Here is a 24,225-nt window from a genome sequence, read left to right as displayed (position 1 = left end):
CGGACCTCGTCCGCCCAGTAGCCCGTCAGTCCAGTGTGATCCGCGCCGCGACCGGCAGATGGTCGCTGCCGGTGGCGGGCAGGGCGCGGATGTGGCCGACGGTCGCCGAGCGGGCCATGACCTGGTCGATCCGGGCCAGCGGGAAGCCCGCCGGGAAGCTGAAGGAGAAGCCCCGCTCCGCCACGTTCATCCGAGACGTCAGCGGCGCCAGCCCGCGGTCGTCGACCGTGCCGTTGAGGTCGCCCAGCAGGATCACCGGATCCCGCCTCTCCGCGGCGATGGCCCTGCCCAGCAGGCCGGCGCTCTCGTCACGCCAGGAGGACGCGAGGCCGCTCGCCCGGACGCGGACCGAGGGCAGATGCGCGACATACGCCGCGATCTCGCCGCGCGGTGTGTGGACGGCGGCCCGCAGTCCGCGATTCCATGCCTCCGTGATCCCCCGGGGTTTGATGTCCAACGGCCGGGCATCGGTGAGCGGATGCTTCGACCAGAGCCCGACGGTCCCCCGGACGGCGTGGTACGGGTAGTCCCGGGCGAGGGTCTTCTCGTAGACCGGCAGCGCCGTGGGCACCAGTTCCTCCAGCGCGATGAGATCGGGCCCGGCGTCGGCCAGGGCGCGGGCCGTCCCCGCCGGGTCGGTGTTCTCATCGCTGACGTTGTGCTGCACCACGACCAGGTCATGGGCGCCCGGTTCCGGCCCGGGCAGGAACAGCCCGCCGAAGAGGTACGTCCAGGCCGTCACCGGCAGGAGCAGGGCCACCAGGGCGATGGCCGAACGGCGCAGCAGCGCCAGGCCGAGCAGCACCACGACCACCAGGCCGAGCCACGGCAGGAACGCTTCCAGCAAACTGCCCAGCCGCCCCACGGAGTTGGGCACCGCCCGGTGGAACGCCAGCAGCCCGGCCAGCAGCATGGCCAGTACGGCGAGCACCCGCCCCCGCGTCCAGGCCGACCGGCCCCGGGCGTCCTCGCCCCGAGTCCACCGCACCACCCAGCGCCCCGCCCGCCGAGGCGCTGCCGCCCGCACCGGCGGCGTCGCACCGCTGTCCACCCGCTCCACCATGGCTTCCCATCCGTTCGACCTCGCCTTCCAAGACGAGCCACCGGGCGAATCGGTTTGGGCGGTGAGCGGCGAAATTCCGGTGACGGCGGCCCGCTCGCTGCCTAGGATCGGATCTCGTGCTCTCCCGTCCCTCCTTCATCGGCGACGAAGCGATCGCGCATGCCGTCGCCGCCCACTGGCTGCCCGATGTCGCCGAAGTCGCGTATCTGCCCTGGGGTTTCGGCGCCCACCACTGGCGGGTGGTGGCCGGTGGCGGCACAGTCTTGTTCGTGACGTTGGACCAGCTGGAGCCGCGGCACACCGCGGCGACGCTGGAGGCCGCCTACGCGGGGGCGGCGGCGCTGGCCGCAGGCGGTGTGGGCGTGGTGTGCGCGCCGTTGCCCGCCCGGTCGTCCGGCCGGTTCACCGTCGGCGTCGGGGCGGGCGCGCTGAGCGTGACGCCGTGGCTGGACGGGCGGAGCCCCACCGAGGAGGAGGCGCGCGGGCCCCGCCACGTCCGTGAGGTCGAGGCCGCCCTGGCCGCGCTGCACCGCGCCGCGCCGCCACCCGGGCTGCGGCAGTGGACCCCGCGGGTCGGCCCGGAGTTCGCCGAGGAGTTGCGGGCGCGGACCGCCCGGCCCTGGACGTCAGGACCGCTGGGGGAGGAGGCGCGGGCCGCGATCGCCGCACACGATGCCGCGATCGCCCGCTGGACGGACCGCTACCTCGAACTCGCGGACCTCGCCCTCTCCCGCCGGGAGACGTGGGTGCCGACCCATGGCGAGCCGCACAACGGCAACCAGGTCGTGGGCGCGCGCGGGCTGAAGCTGGTCGACTGGGAGTCGCTGGCCCTCGCGCCACGGGAGCGGGACTACGCGGATCTGATCGAGGCCGGGGCGGGCGACCGGCTGCGCCCCGACCCGGCGATGGTGGAGCTCTTCGCCCTGGACTGGCGCCTCTCCGAGATCGTCGAGTACGCGCACTGGTTCGCCGCCCCGCACACCGGCACGGATGACGACCACACCGCTCTGGAAGGGCTGCGCGAGGAGCTGCGGTAGCTCACCGGGCCAGGGCCGTCCGGGCCACCGTGAGCGCCTGCCCGGCGTAGCCGCGGCCGAACAGCACGGTGTGCACCAGCAGCGGGAAGAGCTGGTGCAGTCCGACGCGGTCGGCCCAGCCCGCGGCGAGCGGGGCCACCTCCTGGTAGCCCTCCAGCACCCGGTCGAGATGCGGGCAGCCGAACAGGTGGAGCATCGCCAGGTCGGTCTCCCGGTGGCCGCCGTGCGCGGCCGGGTCGATCAGCCACGTCTGCCCGTCGGTGCCCCACAGGACATTGCCGTTCCACAGATCGCCGTGCAGCCGGGCGGGCGGCTCGGCGGGTCCGGCCAGCTCCGGCAGCCGCTCACATGCGCGTTCGATCAACTCGGCCTCGCCGCGGCCCACCGTGCCGTCGTCGACGGCGCGGCGCAGATAGGGCAGCACCCGGTGTTCGGCGTACCAGTGCGGCCAGTCGGTGCCCGGTACGTTGCGCATCGGGGCCAGCCCGATGTACGCGTCCGTGGGCCCGTCGGGCGGCGGGGCACCGAACGCGGGCGCGCCGGCGGTGTGCAGGGCGGCCAGGTCGCGGCCGAGCCGGGCCGCCGCCCGGGCGCTCGGCCGGCCGACCGGCACCTGGCCGGTGACCAGCCAGTGCCGGTCGTGGCCGTGCACCGCCGGGACGCGGACCGTGTCCGCGGCGGCCAGCCAGCGCAGCCCGGCCGCCTCGGCCCGCACCGCGCCGGGGCCGTCACCCCGTTTGACCATCACCGTCCGCCCGCCGTCCAGGGTGACCTCGGTGAGCGTCGCGGACAGTGGCCGCCGGCGGGTCACCGGACGGCCGGTGAGCCGGGCCGCCGCGGCACCGGGGTCCTCGCCCGTCCCGGCCGCCGGACGGGCGCTCATGAGCCGAGGCGCTCGCGCACCCAGCCCAGCAGGCCGGGCACCGCGGCTTCGATCATGGCCAGCACCTCGTCGAACCCCTCCGGGCCGCCGTAGTACGGGTCGGGTACATCCAGGTCACCGGTCGCGTCCGGGTCGAAGGACCGCAACATTCTGATGTGGGACGGATCGTCCACCAGACGCCGCAGCGCCTTCTCATGGCCGCGGTCCATCGCCAGGAACAGCTCGGCGTCCCGGTGCTCGGCGCCGATCTGGGCCGCGACATGCCCGACCGGGTAGCCGTGCCGGGCCAGCAGCGCCCCGGCCCGTTCGTCGATGGGTTCACCGGCGTGCCAGGGGCCGATACCGGCGCTGCTGACCCGTACCGCGCCATCGAGGCCGGCCCGGCGCAGATGCTCGGCGAAGACCAGCGCGGCGGACGGCGACCGGCAGATGTTCCCGGTGCAGACAAAGCAGATGTGCACGGCCACCAGGGTAGGGCCTGGCCCCGCGGTACCGCAGCGGTCAGGCGGCCCGGGAACCCCCGGGCCCGCGCCCCGCTCACTCCGCCCAGGGCTTGTCCACCAGCGGTGTCCGGAACCATCCCATGCGTCCGGTGGCCTCATCGCGCCTCAGATCCAGGATGTGGCCACCGGGCCGGTCCGAGGCCCTCGCGATCGCGCTCACCAGATGCTCGGCGAGGTCGTCGCCCTCGGCGTCGTCCATGTCGTCGATCGGCGCGCCGCCCCGCACGTCCTGATGGACCTCGTCGCCGTTGTGCAGGGTCAGGATCAGATGCTGGGGCGTCTTCCGGTCCCATCTGACCTGCTCGATGGTGTCGGAGCGCACCATGCGGCCGCCGAACGCCGCGCTGTTCACCCGCACCCACACCTCGGGCGTCATCACCGCCGCCCCTCGCGGCGGCACCGCTGTTCCGCGTCCACCATCACGGCTTCCTCCTCCTGTGGCGCGCCGCTTCCTCCTGTCGAGCGACCGGACCCTCTCGTTGTACCGGACGGAGCCCGGGGTCAGACGCCGTAGCCCGCGAACGGACCATCGGCGGTGAAGGCCAGCGCGGCGAAACGCTCCCCCATACGGCGGTGGGTGGCCGCGTCCGGGTGGAGCTCGTCGGGCAGCGGCAGCTCGGCGGCGTCGGCCTCGCCGTAGAGTTCGAGGCCGTCGAGGTAGTGGAGGTGGGGGTCGTCGGCCGCCCGCTGCTTGACGATCCGCGACAGCTCCTCCCGGATGACGCGCAGCGTCAGCTTCCCGGCGGCCCGCTCGGCGGGGTCGCCGGTGGCCTGGAACCGCAGCTTTCCGGCACCGAGCGCGCTGACGTCGAAGGCCGCGGGGCCGGGCGTGTCCTCGTGGATGGGGCACAGGATGGGCGAGACGACCAGCAGTGGCGTGGTGGGATGCCCCTCGCGGATCGTGTCGAGGAAGCCGTGCACCGCCGGGGTGAAGGCGCGCAGCCGCATCAGATCGGCGTTGACCAGATTGATGCCGATCTTGATGCTGATCAGGTCGGCGGGGATGTCCCGCATCGTCCGGGCGGTGAACGGATCGAGCAGGGCGCTGCCGCCCAGGCCCAGGTTGATCAGCTCCACGCCGCCGAGGGAGGCCGCGAGCGCGGGCCAGATGGCGGTGGGGCTCGCGGCGTCGGAGCCATGGCTGATCGAACTGCCGTGGTGCAGCCACACCGTGCGGCCCCGGTCCGGTACGGGCTCGACGGGGGCGTCGGTGCGCAGGGCGACGAGCTCGGTGGTCTCGTTGTGCGGCAGCCAGATCTCGACGTTCTTGACGGCGTCGGGCAGATCGGTGAAGCGGACGGTGCCCGCCGGGCCGGGGTGGTTCTCGGCGGTCCCGGTGGCCAGGTCGATGGCCAGGGTGTTGCCGCCGGTCACTGTGGACTGCCCGGCCAGGCGGCCGTCGACGAGCAGGTCGTACACGCCGTCCGGGCGGGGCGGGGCGCCCGCGTAGACCCGCTTGGTGGGCAGTGTGTCCAGTTCGACGGCGGTGGCCCGGGTACGGAAGGCCAGCCGTACGCCGGAGGGCTGGGCCTCCGCCATGGCGAGCTGCCCGTCGGTGTTCTGGGCGCGGGCCCAGGCGGGCAGCCGGTGCGGCAGTACGCCGTGCGCGGTGTGCTCCAGGTCCAGGGCGCCCCGCAGGATGTCCGCGGTGATGGGCGTGGTGATCCAGTCGTGCTCGGTGGTGTGCATGGTTCCAGCCTGTTGATCACGGATGTACGGATGGACTGATGGTGCGCATGCGACGGTGCGCGGCGGGGCCGACCGCCTCGGGCTCGACGCCGTATCCGCCGGTCAGGGGGCGGGCCAGTGCCGCAGTAGGGCGTCGAGGGCGTCCAAGGCGCGCGACCAGCTCTCCTGGCTGTCGGGGGCGCTGTGGCTGAACCCGCCCGCCAGCTCGAGGCTGACGTAGCCGTGGAAGACGCTGCCCAGCAGCCGGACCGCGTGCGTCTGGTCCGGCTCGGCCAGGTCATAGCCGCGCAGGATCGCCCGCGTCATCTGCGAGTGCCTGACACCAGCGCTGGCGGCCGCCGTCTCCGGGTCGAGCCTGAGCCGGGCCGCGGTGTAGCGGCCGGGATGCTCGCGGGCGTAGTCGCGGTAGACGTTCGCGAAGGCGACCAGGGCGTCCTTTCCGGCCCGCCCGGCCAGGGCGTCGGCGGCCAGGTCGGCGAGCTCCTCCAGGGCGAGCAGGGCGATCCTGGTCTTGAGGTCCTGGGAGTTCTTCACATGCGAGTACAGACTCGCGACCTTGACGTCGAACCGCCTGGCCAGCGCCGAGACGGTCACCTGGTCGAAGCCGACCTCGTCGGCCAGCTCCGCCCCCGCCCGGGTCAGGCGTTCCGTGGTCAGTCCTACCCGTGCCATAGCTGTCCTCTCCCTTGCCGGAGCCGATTATGCATTTGCCTAACACCTTTAGGCAAATTAGCCTGCGGTATATGAAGCCGCTGACTGAGCAAGAGATCCGTGCCGCGTTCGTGAACTGCACCAAGGGCGAGGCGAAGCGCCTCTCCGTCCCCCGCGACCTGGCCGACCGGCCCTGGGACGATCTGGACTACCTGGGCTGGCGAGATCCCCAGGCCCCCGGCCGCGCCTACCTCGTCACCGAACTGGACGGCCGCCCGACCGCCCTCGCGCTGCGCTGCCCCGGCCCCGCCTCCTGGCAGGCGCGGCGCAGCATGTGCTCGATGTGCCTGACCGCCCACACCGGCGGCGTCTCCCTGATGGTCGCGCCGAAGGCGGGCAAGGCCAGGCAGCAGGGCAATTCGGTGGGTGCCTACATATGCAGCGACCTCGCCTGCTCGCTGTATGTGCGGGGCAAGAAGGACGCGGGCTCCGGATCGCGGCCCCCCGAGTCCCTCACGCTGGAGGAGAAGATCCAGCGGACCGTGGCGAACGTCGCCGCGTTCCTCGCCAAGGTGACCGCGTAGCAGCGCCACACCGTGTACCGGTCCAAGGCGGGAGAAGACGGCTTACGCAAGAAACGCGAACCGAAATGGGGCTGACGGCCACCGAGCTGTCGGGGGAAGGGATATCGAACTCTTTGGAACCCGTACCCCCTGAAGTGTGATGTTTTGGTGGAGGGGGTGAGGGCGTCCGCCGGTCATTCTTCGGGGCTTTTGCCGGACGTGCTGTCGTTGCCGGCCATGGGCATCCCGGGCGGTGCTGCCGGTGGTGTGTCTCTCCTAGACTGTGCCGGTCCCCAAGTTGATCGGAGCACCATATGCGTCGCCTTGCCGCCGCCCTTTTGGTATTGACCGCTTTTGCCTCGCTCGCCGGCTGCGCGCAGGATTTCGACCGAGGCCCCGACGGCCAGGTCACCGACAAGGTCAAGGACGGGAAGAAGTTCTACTTGGTCGTCAATCCGGCCAAGGGGGGTAATGAGAAGAAGTTCCGTGTCAGTAAGTATGACTATCACGACTGCAACCGGGGCTCGAAGTACCCCAAGTGCGTTGACGATTAATCAGCTCCGTCTGCGCCGCCGCTCACAGGGCCGGCCGTGCTTTTCGGCCGGCCCGCCGTCCTCCGTGGCCCGGAACGGCTCAGGTCTCCGCACCGCTACCGCCTTTGCGGAAGGAGCGGTTGAGGGTGCGATGGAGTATGCGCTACAGAGAGCGATTGGGATAGGGTCTGGCCGGAGGTGAGCCCCGTGCCCGCTGAGGACGAGTTGTTCAGCGCTGTTGACGCGCTCCTGGAACAGGTCGCCCAGGACGATCTTCCGCCACCCGCGGAGCGCAAGAGGCTGCGCGAGGCCGCGGGACTGAGCCAGGCCGAGATCGCCAGGGCGCTGGACATCCGCCGGGAAGCGGTGGGCAACTGGGAATCCGGCAGAACCGAGCCCCGGCAGCCGAAGCGTGCCGCCTACGCCCGGCTTCTGAAGGGCCTGGCCGCCCGCTTCCCCACCCCGGCCGCGGAGGCGCCGGGGACGGGTCCGGCCCCCGCCGCCCCCGAGCTGTCACCTCCCGCCCGGCCCACACCGACGCGACCCCCGCACCCGGACCAGGGTCCTTCCCCGGGGCGGGACCATTCCCCGGCGCGGAGTCACGAGGGCCCCGGGGCGCCCCCCGCACAGGGCGCGCCCCGGCGACCCGCCACGCCCCCGGCGCAGCGGTCCCACCCGCCCCGGCCGTCCGCGTCGCGCCGCCCGGATGCGAAGAAGCCCGCGACGGCGGCGGCCGACACCACCATGGCGGCCCCCGCCGTGGACCCGCGCTTCGCCAACGGCCCCCTGGCGGTCGTAAATGTCGCCGATGGCGAGGTCTGGGCGTACTGCCCCGGCGGACTGGTGCTGGACACACCGGCCAAGTCCCTGCCGTCCCTCGTGGAGTGGACTCTGGCCGAGGCGCGGCTGGGCGCGCCTCGGCTGAACCGCAACGGCAGGGACGCCGACCCGGTGGTGGTGCTCACCGACGCGGCCGCGGTGCGCTTCGGCCTCCCGGCCCGGCTGACCGACGAGGAGCGCCGGGCCGGGAGACTGTCCGAGGGCCACAAGGTCCTCGAGCAGCTGGAGCGGGCCGACTGGCGCCTCACCCGGCGTGGGCTCGGCCCGTGGGCGCGGATCTACCGCCCCGCCGAGGGCTCGCGGCGCGCCTGCGTCCAGCTGTGCGTGCTGGGCTGGGACGCCCTCGACGCGCGCTCCTGGGGCGGGGCCGCGCAGTTGCCGCCCGCCGATCTGGCGCATCTGCTGGGCACCTACGCCGACCGCGTCATGACCCCCTGCGGCTCCACCGCCGTCACCGGCCTGGAGCTGATGACCGCTCTGCACCCGCCCACCCGCGCCGGTGAGCCGGACGACAGCGGCCGGCGGCACGGCGAGCACAACCCCGGCTCGCTGGGCACCCAGCCGGTGCGGTGCGCCCCGCCCGAGGCCCCGGACGGCCACCCCCTGCTGGCGCATCTGCCGCGCTTCCACCAGCGCACCCCCGATGAGGTCCTGGTGGAGGAGGCGTACGACTGGGCGCGGCCGCTCACCGACGACGAATGCGCCAAGCGCTATGTGGTCGGCATCGACGTCAACATGGCCTTCGCCGCGGCCGCCAACGGCACCGTCTTCGGCCTCGGCGAGCCCGTGCACGTCAAGCGGCCGCCGTTCGACCCGAAGGTCCCCGGCTCCTGGCTGGTGGACCTCTCCCACATCGAACTCGATCCACGCCTGCCGAGCCCCTTCACCCCGACCGGGGAGCGGCCGTCGGGACCCGCCTGGTACGCCACCCCGACCGTCGCCTACGCCGTCGAGCTCGGCTACGGCGTCGCCCCCGTCGAGGCGTACCTCCGCCCGGACAACGGCCGCTATCTGGACGCCTGGTACTCACGGCTGCGGGACGCCTATGTCGCCACGATGGCCGACCTGGGGGTCACCACCGGCATGGGGCCGCGGGAGTTCCTGGCCGCGATGGACGGCCACCGGCAGGCCGACCCGCGGATGGCGATCGTCCTCTCCGCGATCAAGGCGACCGTCAAGGGCGGCATCGGCAAGCTGCGGGAGCGTCCCCGCGGCGGTGGCTGGCGCCCCGGTCAGCCGTGGCCGGCGCTCCAGCGCCCGACCTGGCGGCCGGACATCCGCGCGGCGGTCATCTCCAAGGCACGGATCAATATGCACCGCAAGATGCTCAAGATGGCGGCGGTCACCGGCCAGTACCCGGTGGCGGTCCTCTCGGACTGCGCCGTCTACCCCTCCGACGGGCCCGGCCCGCTGGACTTCCTGCCCCACAAGGACGGCAAACCGCTGCCGGGCGGCTTCCGGATCGGTGTGAGTCCGGGGATGGTCAAGCACGAGGGCACCCAGACGACACTGTGGGCCGAGGGCGTGCGCGAGGAGCACGGCGACGACCTCAACCTCGCCCGGTACATCAAGGACGGCCAGGTCACCGGCCCGGACAACGGGGAGTAGAAGACGATGGGCAAGCTGGCGGAGGGCCTGGACAAGGCGGTGGAGGGCGCCTTCACCCGCCCCATCCCCAAGTCGGCGGGTGCGCGGATGCGTTATCTGGTCAGGCAGCTCAAGGGCACCCGGCCGGTGGCCGACCTGCTCGGCATCTCCCAGCGCACCGTCGAGCGCTACGTCAAGGACCAGCTCAAGCGGCCGCGTCAGCCCCTCGCCACCCGGATGGAGCGCGAGGTGAGGAAGCGGTGGCAGCCGCAGATCCGCGCCAAGGCCAAACAGCACGCCGCCACCACGGGCGGTCTCGTCCTCGACACCCGCGCCCGTTTCGGCTTCACCGCCGCCCCCGGCACCACCGACGACGCCCGGCTGCGCCACATCACCCAGGCGCTGCCACCGCGGTACGCCGCCCGGCTCTTCGACGCCCAGGAGCAGGGCGCGGCCGAACAGCAGCTCATCGACATCGCGGCCGAGGGCCTCCAGGAGATCTACTTCAAGGACCGTGGCCGCCGCGCCCAGGGCCTGCTGGTGGAGTTCACCGACATCGACTACATCGAGGTCGACCTGTGAGCCCCGGCTGCTTTCATCAACCGCACAACTGTGCGGCGACGCACTCCAGTTGGGCCGTGGTGCGGTCAGTAGGGTCGAGGGGTGAGGGTTCGGTACGGAGCTGAGGAGCGGCATGGCTCGTGTCGTGGGTGTGCATGGCATCGCCCAACAGATGAAGGGCGAGCAGGTCCTGCTCAGCGCGTGGCGGCCGGCGCTGGCCGACGGTCTGACACGTGCCGCCCACGCCCCTGTGGCCGACGCGGAGGTCGCGATGGCCTTCTACGGGGATCTGTTCCGTCCGCCCGGGGAGCTGCTCGCCGTCGGCGATCCGGTCCTCACCGCGGCGGACGTCGCCCCCGGACTGGAGCGGGAGTTGCTGCTGGCCTGGTGGCGGCAGGCCGCGGCGGTGGACGAGACGGTGGCCCCACCGGACGCGGACACCCTGGTGCGCACACCGGCGTCGGTGCAGGCGGCGCTGCGACAGCTGTCCCGTTCGAGGTTCTTCGCCGGGGTCGCGTTGCGCGCCCTGGTCTTCGACCTCAAACAGGTCAGCCGCTACCTCCTCGACGTCGAGGTGCGGCGGGCCGCCCGGCAGCGGGTGGTGGACCGGATCACGGCGGACACCGAAGTGGTGGTCGCCCATTCGCTGGGGTCGGTCGTGGCCTATGAGGCGCTGTGCGCGCTGCCGGAGCACCCCGTACGGGCCCTGGTCACACTCGGTTCCCCGCTGGGCATCGCCCATCTGGTCTTCCACCGCCTCGACCCCGCGCCGGAGGAGGGGCGCGGCCGGTGGCCCGGTACGGAGCGGATGAGGTGGACCAATATCGCCGACCACGGGGATGTGGTGGCGCTCGAGAAGGACCTCCGCCCCCGGTTCGGTGACCGGGTGCGCAACGCGATCGTCCACAACGGGGCGCATGCCCACGATGTCACCGCCTATCTGACCGAGGCGCATACGGGCGAAGCGATCGCCGGGGGTCTGCGTGCTCCATGACACCGACCGCGAGGGGAGCCGCGTCCAGGAGAGCGACACCGAGAGGCGATTCCTGATCGCCACCGCCGTGGCGAACCACCGCCACGAGCCCGGGTGGAACCGCCCCGGCCTGGCCGCCGCCCGCGAGGAGATCATCGACCTGTTCACCGGCCCCATGGGGTACGAGCACGTCAATGAGCTCGGACTGAACCCGACGCGTGAGCAACTGACCACGCGGCTGCGGGAGTTCTGCCGCTCCCCGGAGCGGCGGCCCACGGACCTGCTCACGGTCTACATCGCCTGCCATGGCGAGGTGCTCGAAGGCAGCGAGGAGCATGTCCTGCTCACCGCCGACACCGACCCCGAGGACATCGCCGACGCGCTGCCCACCGCCGAGCTGGCCCGCAAGATGCTGCTCGGCACCCGGGTGCGGCGGGTGCTGCTGATGCTCGACACCTGCTACTCCGGACGCGGTGGCAACGAACTCACCGCCGCGGCGCTGACCCGGATGGCCCACAGCTGGGAGCGCACGTCGGGATCCGGCCTGGCCGTGGTCACCTCCGCCCAGCCCGCCGAGCAGGCCCGGACCGGCGCCTTCCCCCATCTGCTGCGGAGGGCGGTGGACGGCCTGCCCACGGCCGGCCACGCCCCCTCGACACTGGCGGTGGACGCGGTGGTTTCGGCGATGAACGCCGACTCCGAGCGGCCCGGGTTCCAGACGATCAGCGCCAGCCTGTCCCTCCTGACCGGCAGGGTCCCGCCGTTCCTGCCCAACCCCCGGCACCGGTCCCGGCCGACCGAGGTGGACCTGGCGATCCAGCGGGCCGGTGAGTGGGAGGCCCAGGACGAACGGCGTGCCGTCGAGTACCGGACGCGGCTGCTGACCCGGGCGATGGGATACCAGGGACCGGCCCGCGGATGGTGGTTCCTGGGGCGCCACGCGGCGCTGACCGACATCACCCGATGGCTGGCCACCCCGGACCCGGGGCGGCCCCTGCTGGCGGTGACCGCCGCCCCCGGATCGGGCAAGACCGCCGTACTGGGCCTGATCGCGGCCCTCGCCGACCCCGACCGCCGGGCGACCGTACCCCTGCACGCCCTGGGGCTGCCGCCCGCGGCGGTCCCGCCGGCCGGCGCGGCCGATGTGGCGCTCTACGCACAGGGCCTGACGACGGATCAGGTGCTGCGCGGGATCTCCGCGGCCGCCCGCACCGACGCGGACACGCCCGGAAGTCTGCTGGAGGCCCTGTCCGGGCGCTCGGTTCCGCTGACCGTCCTCATCGACGCCCTGGACGAGGCGGGCGACCCCGAGCACCTGGTCCGGCGTCTGCTGCGGCCTCTGGTCGACCACGCGTGCGGCCGGCTGCGGCTGCTGGTCGGCACCCGTCCGCATCTGCTGAAGGACCTCGGCCTCCAGCGTGAGAGCAGCATCGATCTCGACGCCCCGCGCTACGCCGACCTCGACGCCCTGACCGCCTACGCCGCCCGCGGTCTGCTCGACTCCGCCGCCGACAGCCCCTACCGGCGTCAGCCCGCCCCGGCGCTCCGGGCCGTCGCACGGGCGGTGGCGGAGGCGTCCGAGCCGTCGTTCCTGGTGGCCCGGATCACCAGTGGCACCCTCGCCGCCGACCCCGCCGTGCCCGATCCGCAGGACCCCGTATGGCGCCGGAGCCTTCCCCGTCTGCCCAGCGACGCGATGCGCCAGGACCTGGAGACCCGGCTGGGCCCGGACGCCGCGCGGGTACGGGATCTGCTCCTTCCGCTCGCCTTCGCCGAAGGTCAGGGGCTGCCGTGGGAGGACATCTGGGCCCTGCTCGCCTCCCGTATCGCCGGAGTGACCTACACCGACGACGACCTGCTCCGGCTGCGCCGCCGCGCGGGCTCCTACGTCGTCGAGGCGCCCGCGGCGGGCCGCTCCGCCTACCGCCTCTACCACCAGGCGCTGGCCGAGCATCTCCGCGACGGTGCGGACGAGGCCACCGTCCACCGCGCGTTCACGCGGGTGCTGCTCGCACGGGTGCCTCCCGGGCTCGACGGTTCGCGGGACTGGACCCGCGCCCACCCCTACGCGCTGCGGCATCTGGCGACCCACGCCGGGCGGTGCGGACTGCTGGACGATCTCCTCATGGACGCCGGCTACCTGGTCCACGCCGAACCCGACGGACTGCTCCTCGCACTGCGCGACGTCCACACGGACGAAGGGCGGCTCACCGCCGCCGTCTACCGGGCGTCCGCCACGGTGCACCGACCGCTCAGCCCCCGCCGCCGGCGCCATGTACTCGCCACCGACGCCGCCAGGTTCGCGGCCGGCCGGCTGTGTGCCGCGCTCGCGGAGCCGCTCGAATGGCGACCCCGCTGGGCCACCGGGCAGCAGACCTCCCCGGCCCTGTACGCCAGTGTCCCCGGTGACGAGGGCTCGATGAACGCGGTGGCCCGCACCACGATCGACGGCCGGCCCATGGCCGTCGTAGGCGGCCACGACGACGCGGTGCGGGTGTGGGACCTGGCCACCGGCGCCCTCCACGCCACCCTGTACGGCCATGGCTTCGGTGCCTCCGCGGTGGCCTGCGCCAGTGTCGACGGCGCTCCCGTGGCCGTCGTCGGCTGCGATAAGCAGGCGCTGGTCTGGGATTTGGCCGACGGCACTCTGCGGGCGACCCTCACGGGCGACGACTGGCATCTGTTCGCGGTGGCGTGTGCGACCGTCGACGGCAGGGCCGTGGCCGTCACCAGCAGCGGTCGGGCCCTGCGGGTGTGGGACCTGGCCACCGGCGCCCTCCGCGCCACTCTCTCGGGCCGCGACACCTGGGTGCAGGCGGTGGCCTGCACCACCGTGGGCGGCCGGCCCATGGCTGTCACCGTCAGCGATGAGGACGTGGCGCGAGTGTGGGACCTGACCACCCACACCCTCCACATCGACTTCCCCGTCGCCTCCGCCGACGACCAGGACGACGGTGAACACATGAGGTCGGTGGCGTGCGCCACCGTCGACGGGCGCCCCGTGGCGGTCATCGCCAAGGACCTGGCGGTGCGGGTGTGGGATCTGACCACGGGAGCCCCGCACGCCACTCTGACGGGGCACAGCGGCGAGGTGAGCTCGGTGGCGTGCACGGAGGTCGACGGCCGGCCCGTGGTGGTCACCGCGGGCCATGACGGGGTGCGGGTGTGGGATCTGACCTCCGGTGCTCTGTACGCCGCATTCGTCGCCGCCCTCGACGGCGAAGGCGATTCGGTGGAGGCGCTGGCCTGCGCCACGGTCGACGGCCGGCCCGTGGCCGTGACGACCAGTGGAAACGCGATGCTGCGGGTGTGGGACCTGGCGGGCGCGGCCGGTGGGAACATGCCGGACGACGGCCACACCGACGACATCGCCGAGGTGGCGTGCGGCATCGTGGACAGCGGCGCGGTCGCCGTCACCGCCGGCCGTGACGCCGCCGTGCACGTCTGGGATCTGGCCACCGGCGCCCTCCGCACGACCCTCGCCGGGCACCGCAGCCCCCTGAGGGCGGTGGCCTGTGCCACCGTCCAGGGCCGTCCCCTGGCGATCACGGCCGGATGGGAAAGGACGGTACGGGTCTGGGACCTGACGACCGGCGCCCTCCGAGCCACCCTCACCGGCCACACCGACACGGTGGACGCGGTGGCGTGCACGACGGTCGACGATCGCCCCGTGGCCGTCACCGCGGGCCGTGACGCCGTACGGGTGTGGGACCTGACCGCGTTCACACCGCGTATGACCCTGCCCCATGAGGGGGCCTGGAGCGCCACGCTGGCGTGTACGACGGTCGACGGTCGTCCCGTGGCCGTCGTGGGCGACCACACCAGGCTGCGGGTGTGGGATCTGACCACGGGCGACCTGCGCACCACCCTCTCCGGCCTTGCCCAAGGGCTGGACGCGGTGGCGTGCGCGAGCGTTGACGGTCGTCCCGTGGCGGTCACCGCCGGGCGTGACCCGGTGCGGGTGTGGGATCTGACCACCGGTGACGTCCGCGCCACCCTCGGCCAATCGTGGGTGGTCGAAGTGGTCTGCGGTGTGATCGACGGCCGACCCGTGGCCATCACCGCCGGTTACGACCTGACCGTCCGCATCTTCGACCTTCGCACCACGGCCGAGCTGGCGGTTTTCGACGGGGGAGGACCCGTCCACCGGCGGCTGTGCATGGGACCCGGACAAGAAGTGGTCATCGGCACCGGGCGCGACGTCGTGGTGCTCGAACGGCGCGCCCGGCGCGGGCGCGAAGAGGACGGTGGCCGGTTTCTCGGCCGGTAAGCCGGAGTGAGGCGCGCTCGTCGGCCGGACCGCACACCCGATGTGCTCAGCGGCCGGCGACGATGTCCAAGGTGATCTTCAGCCGGCGACCCACCATGCCTTTGGACTTGCTGACACCGAAGGCGTATCGGTCGATCGAGGCGGTGCCATTGGCCGTGATCCGCTTGCCTTCGGCCACCACGGAGCCGATCGTGACAACCACCGGCCGGGTCACTTCGCAGACGGTCAACTCTCCTTGCAGCACATCGCCTTGAGCGGTCCGCTCCAGGCCGCGGCACCGGAAGTGGATCGTGGGATGTCGCTCCACGTCCAGGAAGTCGGACGACCGTACGTGGTCGTCGCGCCGCTGAATGCCGGACGCGAAGCTGGCCGCGTCCAACTCGACGTCCACCGACGACTCCTCCGGCGTCTCGGCGACGGTGATCCGGCCTTGTCCGATGGTGAACATCCCATGGACCGGGAGCAGCCCGAAGGCACGCGTATCGAAGCGAACGGTCGATGCCGCCGGATCGATCTCGTAGCTGCCCGCGGCCGGTGAGGACCGCTCCGCCGCGTTTGATATCGCCATGTTCGTAGCCTCCGTCGGCTGAAGACCCGCCTGAGTGGATCAGAATCTCGTACACTCCGGCGGCTGCACCAGCCCTCGTCGAACAACGGCGGCGGAGCGGTACCTGGTTTGCGTGGATATCCCGCGAACCGAGGGTTCTCAGCGGCGGCCCAGCACCTCGGCGACGCGGATGAACCCATCGGTGCCATGGCCCAGCCCGATGGCCCGGCGGGCCATGCCTTCCGCCGCGCGCATCACACCCGCGTCGATGCCGTGGCCCTCGGAGGTGTGGACGATATGGGCCATGGACGATACCGCCGAGGTGATCGGGTTGCCTGCACCGGAGAAACCGCCTCGGTCCACTTCCTCCGCGGTCTCCTCGAAGAGCGGCGGGAGGATCGCGCCGATGCCCTTGGCGAAGGGCGCCAGCTCCCGAGCGCTGATTCCCTCCGCCCGCGCCACCGCCAGGGCGTGTGCGTAGCCCGCCATCGCCGTCCAGAAGATGTCGAGCAGCGCGATGTCGTAGGCCGCCGCCCGGCCGATCTCCTCGCCGAGGTGGGTGTGGGTGCCGCCCAGCGCCTCCAGCACGGGCCGGTGCTCCTGGTAGAGCTCCGCCGGGCCGCTGTGGATGAACACCGAGGCAGGGGTTCCGATGGTGGTGGTAGGCGTCATGATCGCGCCATCGAGGTACCGGATACCGTGCCCGGCGGCCCATTCCGATGTGTCCCGGGACCGGTCCGGAGTGTCCGCGGTCAGACTCACGACGGTGCGTCCCTTGAGCGCGTCGGTGACCGCGTGGCGCCGCAGGATCGCATCCGACGCGTCGTAGTTCACCACGCAGACCACGGTCAACTCGCCGGCGGCGACCGCCTCTTCCGCCGATGGCGCGCCGACCGCGCCCCGCTCGATCAGCTCCCGGTCCCTGCCCGGAGTCCGGTTCCAGACCGTGGTCCGCAGCCCGGCGTCCAGGAACGCACCGGCCAGTGCGCGGCCCATCGGCCCCAGACCGAGCACGGTGACGGCAGACTGTTCGGAGTGCATGGACATGGCCCAACTCCCGTATACATATACGTGTAAGTGATGACACACAAGAAATAGGGTGACGATGACGCGCAGCCGTGCCCAGGACACCAACGTCTGTGGAGTGACCGCCGCGATCGCCGTGATCGACGGCAAGTGGAAGACCGCCCTGCTCTGGGCGCTGGAGTCCGGTCCGCATCGCCCCGGTGAGCTGCGCCGGCGGCTGCCGGGCCTCAGCGAGAAGGTGCTGACTCAGGCGCTCCGTGAGATGGAGACGGATGGGCTGGTGCACCGGGAAGTGCACGATGTGCTGCCGCTGAAGACCGTCTACTCCCTGACCGCGTTCGGCCGTGACCTCTCCGAGGCGTTGGCTCCCCTGTCCGATTGGGGCCATCGCCGTCTGGAGAAGCTGGCCGAGGCCCAGCCGGGCCTCTGACGCGACACCACCTCCGTCTCATCCGATCCGGTGGCCCCGCCGGCCGCCCGCAACAAGATTCGCTCGGCCGCCCGTCGCTGCCAAGTACCCACAAATAAGTGGGTACCGCGGACGCCATTCGTCATCCTGGGCCGGAAGCCTGGTGGCCACGCGGCCCCGCGCCCAAGCGCCCCCGCCGTCCGCGTTCAAGGTTTCAGACCCAGGCTCCGTGCGATGCGCGCGCCGAGGTCGGAGTCCACTCTCGTCCAGTAGTCGCCGACCGCCCGTTCCTGCATGGACCGCTCCACGCCCTGGCTCAGATGCGCGACGATGTTGCCGACCAGATGGTCTCGATCGGTCTGCGTCATCACCTGGCGGTAGAGCATGCCGGGCTGGACGAAGTCGTCGTCTTCCGGGTGTGCCTCATAGGCCGCGCGCATGATCTCGGCGGCCTCCGTGAACCAGCTGGGGTCGCGGAAGCGCTGGGGGTCGGCCTTGGGGCCGCCGTAGCTGTTCGGTGCGTAGACCGGCTGATTCCCGCTGTGGTGGTAGCGCATCGGGCCGTCTTTGTTGTAGTTGTGCACCCCGCTGAGCGGCTGGTTGACGGGGAGCTGCGCATAGTTCGGGCCGGTGCGATAGCGGCTCGAATCCCCGTAGGCGAACATCCGCGCCATTACCATCCGGTCCGGGCTGGGCCCGATTCCCGGGACGAAGTTCGCCACGTCGAATCCGGCCTGCACGATCTGGGCGAAGAAGTTCTCGGGGTTGCGGTCGAGTACCAGGCGCCCGACGGTCATGGGCGGATAGTCCGCGTGCGGCCAGACCTTGGTGATGTCGAACGGGTTGAAGCGGTAGTCCGCCGCTTCCTCATAGGGCATGATCTGCATTTCGAGGCGCCATGACGGATATTCCTCGCGGGCGATCGCGTCCCACAGATCACGGCGGTGACAGTCGAGATCTTCGGCGCGCATCGCCTTGGCCTCTGCGTCGGTGAAGTTCTCAATTCCCTGCTCGGTCTTGAAGTGGTACTTGACCCAGAACTTCTTGCCCGCGGCGTTCTCCCACATATACGTGTCGCTGCTGTAGCCGTTCATATGCCGCCAGGTGCGCGGGGTGCCGCGATCGCTCATCAGGACCGTCACCTGATGGGCGGACTCCGGGGAAAGGGTCCAGAAATCCCACTGCATGTTGTTGCTGCGCAGACCGGTGGCGGGCATCCGCTCCTGTGAATGGATGAAGTCCGGGAACTTCATGGGGTCGCGTACGAAGAAGACGGGGGTGTTGTTGCCGACGAGGTCGTAGTTGCCCTGCTCCGTATAGAATCTCATGGCCCAGCCGCGCACATCGCGGTCGGAATCCGGGTACCCTTCCTCGCCGGCCACCGATGAAAAGCGGAGCAGCACCGGAGTGCGCTTGCCGACCTCGTTCAGGAAGGCGGCCTTGGTCCACTCGGTGACATCGGCGGTCACCTCGAAGTAGCCGAACGCACCGCCGCCCTTCACGTGGTACACGCGATCGGGGACGCGCTCGCGGACGAAGTGGGCCAGCTTTTCGATCAGATAGGTGTCCTGGAGCAGGACGGGACCGCCGGCGCCGACGGTGAGTGAGTACTCGTCGCTGCCGACGGGAGAGCCGGCATCCGTGGTCGTATGGGGCGGGCGTTCACTCACGTCTGCGTCCTTCGCTCATGGGTCCGGTCGTCTCGGCCACCAGCCGAATCCCCCCGCGCGCCGCTGACCCGGTCAGGGCTCCATAGGAGTATTTCGCCGCGATCGGGCCGTTGTCCTGCCACGCCGCCCGCCCGGCGACCGTCCGGGTGAATCGGCGGTCGGCGGGCGCCGCATGATCCCATTTGGAGATGGGACATATCGGGATTAGGTTGGTTGATGTCAAGCAACCAACTCCCGATGGGAGTGATGCTCGGTGGGTGGGATGACCGAGCGGCGTACGGCCGGAGCCGAGGGGGCCGTACGGCCTTATGCGGACGGCGGCGCGGGGTCGCGATACAAGTGGATCGCCCTGTCCAATACCACGCTGGGCGTTCTCATCGCGACGATCAACATCTCGATCATGCTGATCGCGCTGCCGGACATCTTCCGTGGCATCGGCGTGGATCCGCTGCGCCCCGGGAACACCAGCCTGCTGCTGTGGCTGATCATGAGCTACATGGTGGTCACCGCCGTGCTCGTGGTGAGCTTCGGGCGGCTGGGGGACATGTTGGGCCGGGTGCGGATGTACAACCTGGGGTTCGCGGTCTTCACCGTGTTCTCCGTGCTGCTCTCCGTGACCTGGATGCAGGGCACGTCCGGCGCTCTATGGCTGATCGGGATGCGAGTGCTCCAGGGTGTGGGCGGCGCCATGCTGATGGCCAACTCCAATGCCATCCTCACCGACGCCTTCCCCGCCGATCAGCGCGGTCTCGCCCTGGGGCTGAACCAGGTGGCGGGCATCGCCGGATCCTTCATCGGGCTGATCCTGGGCGGGCTGCTCGGTCCGCTCGACTGGCGCCTGGTGTTCCTGGTCTCCGTCCCCATCGGAGTGTTCGGCACGGTCTGGGCGTATCTGAAGCTGCGGGACACCGGTGTGCGCACCCCCGCCCGGCTGGACTGGTGGGGCAATGTCACCTTCGCCATCGGCCTGATCGCCGTGCTGTCCGGCATCACGTATGGCATCCAGCCCTATGGTGGCCAGACCATGGGCTGGGGCAACCCCGCGGTGATCGCCGCGATCGCCGGGGGAGTGGCGGTGCTGGGCGTGTTCTGTGTGATCGAGAACCGGGTCGCGCAGCCCATGTTCCACCTGGGCCTGTTCCGTATCCGCGCGTTCACCGCCGGAAACGTGGCCAGTCTGCTGGCGGCGCTGGGCCGCGGTGGCCTGATGTTCATCCTGATCATCTGGTTGCAGGGCATCTGGCTGCCCCGCCACGGCTACGGCTTCGAGGAGACCCCGCTGTGGGCGGGCATCTATATGCTGCCGCTGACCATCGGGTTCCTGCTCGCGGGCCCCTTCTCCGGCTGGGCGTCCGACCGGTTCGGCGCCCGTACCTTCGCCACCGGCGGAATGCTGCTGGCCGCCGCCACCTTCGTGGCGCTGGAGGAGCTGCCGGTGAACTTCGGCTATCCGGTGTTCGCCGGGATCCTGCTGGTCAACGGCATCGCCATGGGCCTGTTCAGCTCCCCGAACCGGGCGGCCATCATGAACAGCCTGCCACCCGACCAGCGCGGGGTCGGCGCCGGGATCAGTACCACGTTCCAGAACTCGGCCACTGTCCTGTCCATCGGCATCTTCTTCTCCTTGATGATCGCCGGGCTCGCCGGTTCGCTCCCCGGCGCCCTCACCCACGGCCTGACCGCGCAAGGGGTTCCGCCCGCCGACGCGGCCCGGGTCGCCGCCCTGCCACCGGTCGGGGTGCTGTTCGCCTCGCTGCTCGGCTACAACCCGGTGAAAACCCTGCTCGGACCGCAGGTGCTCGGCCATCTGCCCGCCCACCACGCCGCCTATCTCACCGGGCGCGGCTTCTTCCCGGCGCTGATCTCCCCGCCGTTCGCCCAGGGCCTGTCCGCCGCGTTCGACTTCGCCATCGCGGCGTGTCTGGTGGCCGCCGTGGCATCGCTCCTGCGCGGCGGGCGCTATGTGCACCAGGGCGGGCCCACGACCGGGCCGAAGGCCGCCGCACCGGCGGTGGCGGCGGCCGCCCCGGACGGCACGGCGGGCGCCGGCACCGAGCAGGCCGAGCAGGCCGCGGGCACCGAGCACACCGAGCACGTCGCCGACACCGAGCACACCGCCGACTTCAAGCACACCGAGCGCGTCGCGTGCACCGCGCGCCCCGAGGACACTTCCCGCCACCCGGCGCCCGCACCCCGGCCGGTGCCCCCACCGGAGTCCGGACCACCATCACAGCCACAGCCGTCACAGCCACAGCCGTCACAGCCACAGCCGTCACGGCCACGGCCACAGCCACCACCGTCACCGCCTCCGTCCCCGCCCGGCCGCGGGCCGGGCCCACCATCCGAGGAGCTGAGATGACCGCGCTCGATCCGACCGCCCCGGGCCCCACGGCCCCCGGCCCTGTCACTCCGGGCCCCGTGGCCCCGGGCCATGTAGCCCGTCCCGCCGTTCCGGAATCCGCGGAGCTGGCCGAACGACTCCGTATCGCCATCCAGGATCTGCTCCCGGCCCTGCGGGGCGCCCGGGGCGAACACGGTGATCTCACCCCCAGCCGCCAGGCGGCCCTGGGAGCGCTCGCCACCCAGGGCCCGATGCGCATCAGCGCCCTCGCGACCCGGCTGGGCATCGCCCTGCCGACCACGTCCCGCATGGTCGATCTGCTCGACGCCTCCGGCTGGATCGAGCGCACGCCCGACCCTGCGGACCGCCGGGCCAGTCTGATCGCCCTCACCGACCCGGGTCGTGAGCTCCTCCGCACCGTGCGCCGCGAGGCCGCCACCCGGCTCGCCGCACGGATCGAGAAGCTGAGTCCCGAGGAGCGGCGAACGCTGTACGCCGCGCTGCCCGCCCTGGAGTCCCTGGCCGCCTCCATGGGCTCGTAGCCGGGCCGGCGTGCTTCGCGTGGTGGCTCGGCCAGGGTCGCCGCCCGCGACTACGTCGGCACCGCCCCACGGGTCGGCTGAGCCTTCTCAGCAGTTGGACTCGGGGGCCGGCGCCTCGCGCTGAGCGGTCTGGGCGACGCGCGTCAGGAGACGGCGCAGTTGGCGGGCGTCGTCCTCGTCGAGGTCGGCGAGCAGACGTGCCTCGGCGACGGAGAGGCGCTGCCGGGCGCGGTCAAGGTGGGCGCGCCCCTCTTCGGCGATCAGGACTTGGCGCGCCCGTCGGTCGCGGGGTCGGGCCTGCGGGTGATCAGCTCACGCGACTCGAGATCGTCGCCTTCCTCGCCAGTCCCGCGAGCAGCTATATGAATGGCGCGATCCTCTTCGCCGACGGCGGCGAGGTCAGCGCGCTGCCCGGCTGAAGGGGACGGTCATGGAAATCTTCATCATCGGTGCCACCGGGCCCTTCACCGCCGAACCGCCGGCCGTCGCACGCAAGGCCGTCGAGGACAAGGTGCTGGCCGCCGCCTCATTCGGCATCCGCGCGATGGTCATCCGCCCCCGTCTGATCCGGGGTCCTGGGGACCACGGCCATGTGCCTATGGTCTGCCGGTCGGTGGCCGCGACGGGTAGGCCCTGATCAGGTGCGGGGCTACCGGTTCGACGGGATTCGGTAGACGGAGACGTGCGAGCGCGACTCGGCGGTGAATTCGGCGCCGGACCAGTCCGCGTGCCTGCTCTCCAACGCGAATCCCGCCAGCTGGGCCATCAGGTCGAGCTCGGCCGGCCAGATGTAGCGGTGCGGACTGCGGGTCAGCCGGGCCTGCTTGCTCTCGTCGAACCGGAAGTGGTGCGAGACGACGTGCTGGCGCAGCACGTCGTAGGTGTCCAAGCCGATGTAGCCGGGCTCGGTTTCCCAGACCGTGGCCTTCTGGCCCGGCGGCAGCTTGCGCAGCTCGGGCACCCAGAGCTCGATCACGAACCTGCCACCGGGCCCGAGGTGGCGGGCGGCATTGCGGAAGCACTCGACCTGCTCGGCTTGGGTGAGCAGATTGGAGATGGTGTTGTAGACGAGATAGACGAGTGTGTACTCCCCGGGGGCCACGGACGTGGCCATGTCGCCCACGATCACGGGGATCGTCGCTTCGTCCGCCCTCGTACGCAGTTGCCGGACCATCGGAAGCGACAGCTCGATACCGGTGACGGGGACCCCTCGTCCGGCGAGCGGGACGGCCACCCGGCCGGTGCCGATGGCGAACTCCAGCGCCGCTCCGCCGCCCGCGAGCTCGGCCAGACGGTCCACGGTCGGCCCCAGGATCTCGGGTGCGAACATGCCCGTGCCGGGCGTGTCATAGCGCTGTGCGGCGTCGACGTCCCAGATCTCCTCCTGGTTCATGGCGCCACCATTCACCGCTGGGATACGCGATGTCCACTGATTTTGGGGGCCGACGGGTCCGGCCCGCCCGGTTCATCCGGCCGGCCGGGGCTCCGTGCTCCTGGAGTGTGTGAGGAGCCGCCTGAGCCAGCGGGTGCGGGCGTCGCGCGCGTCCTTGCTGATGGCCGCCTGCGGTGCCAAGCCGTCGAAGCCGTGGTAGGCGCCGGGCCATACGTGCAGTTCGGCCTGGCCGCCGGCCCGCCAGATCGCGTTCGCGTACGCCACGTCCTCGTCGCGGAACATCTCCGCCGAGCCGACGTCGATGAAGGCCGGAGGGAGACCGGAGAGGTCGGTGGCGCGGGCGGGGGCCGCGTAGGGCGGTACGTCCGCCGCGCCGTGGCGGTCGCCCAGCAGTGCCTTCCAGGCGGTCTCGTTGGAGATGAGGTCCCACATGCCGAGGCCCGACATCTGGTGGCTGGAGAAGGTGTGTCCGCGGTCGTCGAGCATCGGGCACAGCAGCAACTGCCCGAGGACGTCGGGAACGCCGCGGTCACGGACCAGCAGGGCGAGGGCCGCGGCCAGACCACCGCCCGCGCTCTTGCCGCCGATGATGACCCGGTCCGTGTCGATGCCCAGTTCGGCCGCGTGTTCGGTGGCCCAGAGGAGTCCCGCGTAGCAGTCCTCGAGCGGTCCGGGGTAGCGCGTCTGCGGTGCCAGCCTGTACTCGACCGATATGACGCACATGTCCAGCGGAAGGACCCACTCGCGCTGGATCCGCGGCAGCACCGACCATGCGTTGCCCATGATCATCGCGCCACCGTGCATGTAGTACAGCAGCGGCAGCGGCCCTTCCCGTCCGGCGGGTCTCACGCTCACCAGCGTGACGTCGGGCCCGTCCCGCAGCGCCGGAACAGACAGCTCCGTCACCTCGAAACGGCCGTCCGCCCGGAGGTCCTCGGCCGTCGGCCTGGGTCGGGTCGCGGCGTCCCGCTCCTGCCGGGCCGCGAGGTTCTCCGGAGTGACCGGCGCCCGCGGTCCGTTGCCCAGGGATTCCAGCGCGACACTCAGTTCGGGATCGAAGGGCGGCACCGGCGTCGGTCTCGGAGCGGAAGTGCCTGTGGGGGAGAGATCCATACCGGGCATCCAAGCACCCGGTGCTGCCCGA

At 71.6% G+C, this 24,225-nt stretch carries 22 protein-coding genes; 11 read left to right on the top strand and 11 right to left on the bottom strand.

All coding sequences use genetic code 11. From position 1 onward, the window contains the following. Window positions 1–25: 25 nt before the first annotated feature. On the bottom strand, window positions 26–913 hold the full coding sequence (locus tag NQU54_RS04120) for an endonuclease/exonuclease/phosphatase family protein (protein WP_372505775.1): 888 nt from the start codon (window positions 911–913) through the stop codon (window positions 26–28). 266 nt (window positions 914–1,179) lie between these two features. Between NQU54_RS04120 and NQU54_RS04115 the strand changes: the two genes are divergently transcribed. Continuing rightward, window positions 1,180–2,100, top strand: coding sequence for a phosphotransferase family protein (locus NQU54_RS04115; protein ID WP_257629791.1), 921 nt, complete (start codon window positions 1,180–1,182; stop codon window positions 2,098–2,100). A 1-nt stretch (window position 2,101) separates the two neighbouring features. Here NQU54_RS04115 and NQU54_RS04110 read toward each other — a convergent pair whose 3' ends face one another. The 5 genes from NQU54_RS04110 to NQU54_RS04090 form a co-directional block, all read right to left on the bottom strand. Beyond that, entirely contained in the window at window positions 2,102–2,983 is an 882-nt protein-coding gene (locus tag NQU54_RS04110; RefSeq protein WP_257629790.1) for a fructosamine kinase family protein, read from the bottom strand. After that, on the bottom strand, window positions 2,980–3,444 hold the full coding sequence (locus NQU54_RS04105; protein WP_069862450.1) for a low molecular weight protein-tyrosine-phosphatase: 465 nt from the start codon (window positions 3,442–3,444) through the stop codon (window positions 2,980–2,982). The genes NQU54_RS04110 and NQU54_RS04105 overlap by 4 nt, the downstream gene beginning before the upstream one ends. A 76-nt stretch (window positions 3,445–3,520) precedes the next feature. Continuing rightward, the gene (locus NQU54_RS04100) at window positions 3,521–3,862 is read right to left on the bottom strand and encodes a hypothetical protein (RefSeq protein WP_257629789.1); all 342 of its coding nucleotides are present in this window, start codon (window positions 3,860–3,862) and stop codon (window positions 3,521–3,523) included. A 125-nt stretch (window positions 3,863–3,987) separates the two neighbouring features. After that, window positions 3,988–5,175: a GDSL-type esterase/lipase family protein gene (locus NQU54_RS04095; RefSeq protein WP_257629788.1), complete on the bottom strand. Its 1,188-nt coding sequence runs from the start codon at window positions 5,173–5,175 to the stop codon at window positions 3,988–3,990. A 102-nt stretch (window positions 5,176–5,277) separates the two neighbouring features. Next, on the bottom strand, window positions 5,278–5,847 hold the full coding sequence (locus tag NQU54_RS04090; protein ID WP_257629787.1) for a TetR/AcrR family transcriptional regulator: 570 nt from the start codon (window positions 5,845–5,847) through the stop codon (window positions 5,278–5,280). A 71-nt stretch (window positions 5,848–5,918) separates the two neighbouring features. On the opposite strand from NQU54_RS04090, the gene NQU54_RS04085 reads away from it, so the two are divergent. From NQU54_RS04085 to NQU54_RS04060, 6 genes are all read left to right on the top strand, one after another. After that, on the top strand, window positions 5,919–6,410 hold the full coding sequence (locus NQU54_RS04085; protein WP_257629786.1) for an FBP domain-containing protein: 492 nt from the start codon (window positions 5,919–5,921) through the stop codon (window positions 6,408–6,410). Between the two features lie 293 nt (window positions 6,411–6,703). Continuing rightward, entirely contained in the window at window positions 6,704–6,943 is a 240-nt protein-coding gene (locus NQU54_RS04080) for a hypothetical protein (protein WP_069862461.1), read from the top strand. A 186-nt stretch (window positions 6,944–7,129) separates the two neighbouring features. Beyond that, complete coding sequence (gene tap / locus NQU54_RS04075; protein WP_257629785.1) at window positions 7,130–9,370, top strand: telomere-associated protein Tap; 2,241 nt, start codon at window positions 7,130–7,132, stop codon at window positions 9,368–9,370. A 6-nt stretch (window positions 9,371–9,376) separates the two neighbouring features. Further along, complete coding sequence (tpg, locus tag NQU54_RS04070; RefSeq protein WP_093701134.1) at window positions 9,377–9,931, top strand: telomere-protecting terminal protein Tpg; 555 nt, start codon at window positions 9,377–9,379, stop codon at window positions 9,929–9,931. 112 nt (window positions 9,932–10,043) lie between these two features. Further along, the gene (locus tag NQU54_RS04065; protein ID WP_257629784.1) at window positions 10,044–10,904 is read left to right on the top strand and encodes a hypothetical protein; all 861 of its coding nucleotides are present in this window, start codon (window positions 10,044–10,046) and stop codon (window positions 10,902–10,904) included. Next, window positions 10,894–15,153 carry a caspase family protein gene (locus NQU54_RS04060; protein ID WP_257629783.1) on the top strand — a complete coding sequence of 1,420 codons (4,260 nt, stop codon included), beginning with the start codon at window positions 10,894–10,896 and terminating at the stop codon, window positions 15,151–15,153. The genes NQU54_RS04065 and NQU54_RS04060 overlap by 11 nt, the downstream gene beginning before the upstream one ends. A gap of 46 nt (window positions 15,154–15,199) precedes the next feature. Here NQU54_RS04060 and NQU54_RS04055 read toward each other — a convergent pair whose 3' ends face one another. Beyond that, entirely contained in the window at window positions 15,200–15,721 is a 522-nt protein-coding gene (locus tag NQU54_RS04055; RefSeq protein ID WP_257629782.1) for a YceI family protein, read from the bottom strand. A 138-nt stretch (window positions 15,722–15,859) separates the two neighbouring features. After that, a complete protein-coding gene (locus tag NQU54_RS04050; protein WP_257629781.1) occupies window positions 15,860–16,747 on the bottom strand; it encodes an NAD(P)-dependent oxidoreductase in 888 nt (295 codons plus the stop codon). 58 nt (window positions 16,748–16,805) lie between these two features. Between NQU54_RS04050 and NQU54_RS04045 the strand changes: the two genes are divergently transcribed. Next, a complete protein-coding gene (locus NQU54_RS04045) occupies window positions 16,806–17,156 on the top strand; it encodes a winged helix-turn-helix transcriptional regulator (RefSeq protein ID WP_069862475.1) in 351 nt (116 codons plus the stop codon). A 185-nt stretch (window positions 17,157–17,341) separates the two neighbouring features. On the opposite strand, the gene NQU54_RS04040 is transcribed toward NQU54_RS04045, so the two are convergent. After that, window positions 17,342–18,805 carry a catalase gene (locus tag NQU54_RS04040; RefSeq protein ID WP_257629780.1) on the bottom strand — a complete coding sequence of 488 codons (1,464 nt, stop codon included), beginning with the start codon at window positions 18,803–18,805 and terminating at the stop codon, window positions 17,342–17,344. A gap of 253 nt (window positions 18,806–19,058) precedes the next feature. On the opposite strand from NQU54_RS04040, the gene NQU54_RS04035 reads away from it, so the two are divergent. The 3 genes from NQU54_RS04035 to NQU54_RS04025 all read left to right on the top strand — a co-directional run bounded on the left by NQU54_RS04035 (window position 19,059) and on the right by NQU54_RS04025 (window position 22,325). After that, window positions 19,059–21,164 carry an MFS transporter gene (locus tag NQU54_RS04035; RefSeq protein WP_441005737.1) on the top strand — a complete coding sequence of 702 codons (2,106 nt, stop codon included), beginning with the start codon at window positions 19,059–19,061 and terminating at the stop codon, window positions 21,162–21,164. Beyond that, on the top strand, window positions 21,161–21,688 hold the full coding sequence (locus tag NQU54_RS04030; protein ID WP_257629778.1) for a MarR family winged helix-turn-helix transcriptional regulator: 528 nt from the start codon (window positions 21,161–21,163) through the stop codon (window positions 21,686–21,688). Before NQU54_RS04035 ends, NQU54_RS04030 begins: the two co-directional genes overlap by 4 nt. A 430-nt stretch (window positions 21,689–22,118) precedes the next feature. Beyond that, window positions 22,119–22,325 (top strand): hypothetical protein, encoded by a 207-nt coding sequence (locus tag NQU54_RS04025; RefSeq protein WP_257629777.1) that lies wholly within the window; start codon window positions 22,119–22,121, stop codon window positions 22,323–22,325. Window positions 22,326–22,337: 12 nt separating this feature from the next. Here NQU54_RS04025 and NQU54_RS04020 read toward each other — a convergent pair whose 3' ends face one another. After that, the gene (locus NQU54_RS04020) at window positions 22,338–23,081 is read right to left on the bottom strand and encodes a class I SAM-dependent methyltransferase (protein WP_257629776.1); all 744 of its coding nucleotides are present in this window, start codon (window positions 23,079–23,081) and stop codon (window positions 22,338–22,340) included. Between the two features lie 72 nt (window positions 23,082–23,153). Beyond that, window positions 23,154–24,194: an alpha/beta hydrolase gene (locus tag NQU54_RS04015; RefSeq protein WP_257629775.1), complete on the bottom strand. Its 1,041-nt coding sequence runs from the start codon at window positions 24,192–24,194 to the stop codon at window positions 23,154–23,156. Window positions 24,195–24,225: the final 31 nt, after the last annotated feature.

Source organism: Streptomyces malaysiensis subsp. samsunensis (genome assembly GCF_024519315.1).
In the GTDB taxonomy this organism is placed as follows: Bacteria; Actinomycetota; Actinomycetes; order Streptomycetales; family Streptomycetaceae; genus Streptomyces; species Streptomyces malaysiensis.
This window is presented reverse-complemented; position numbering and strand designations above follow the sequence as displayed.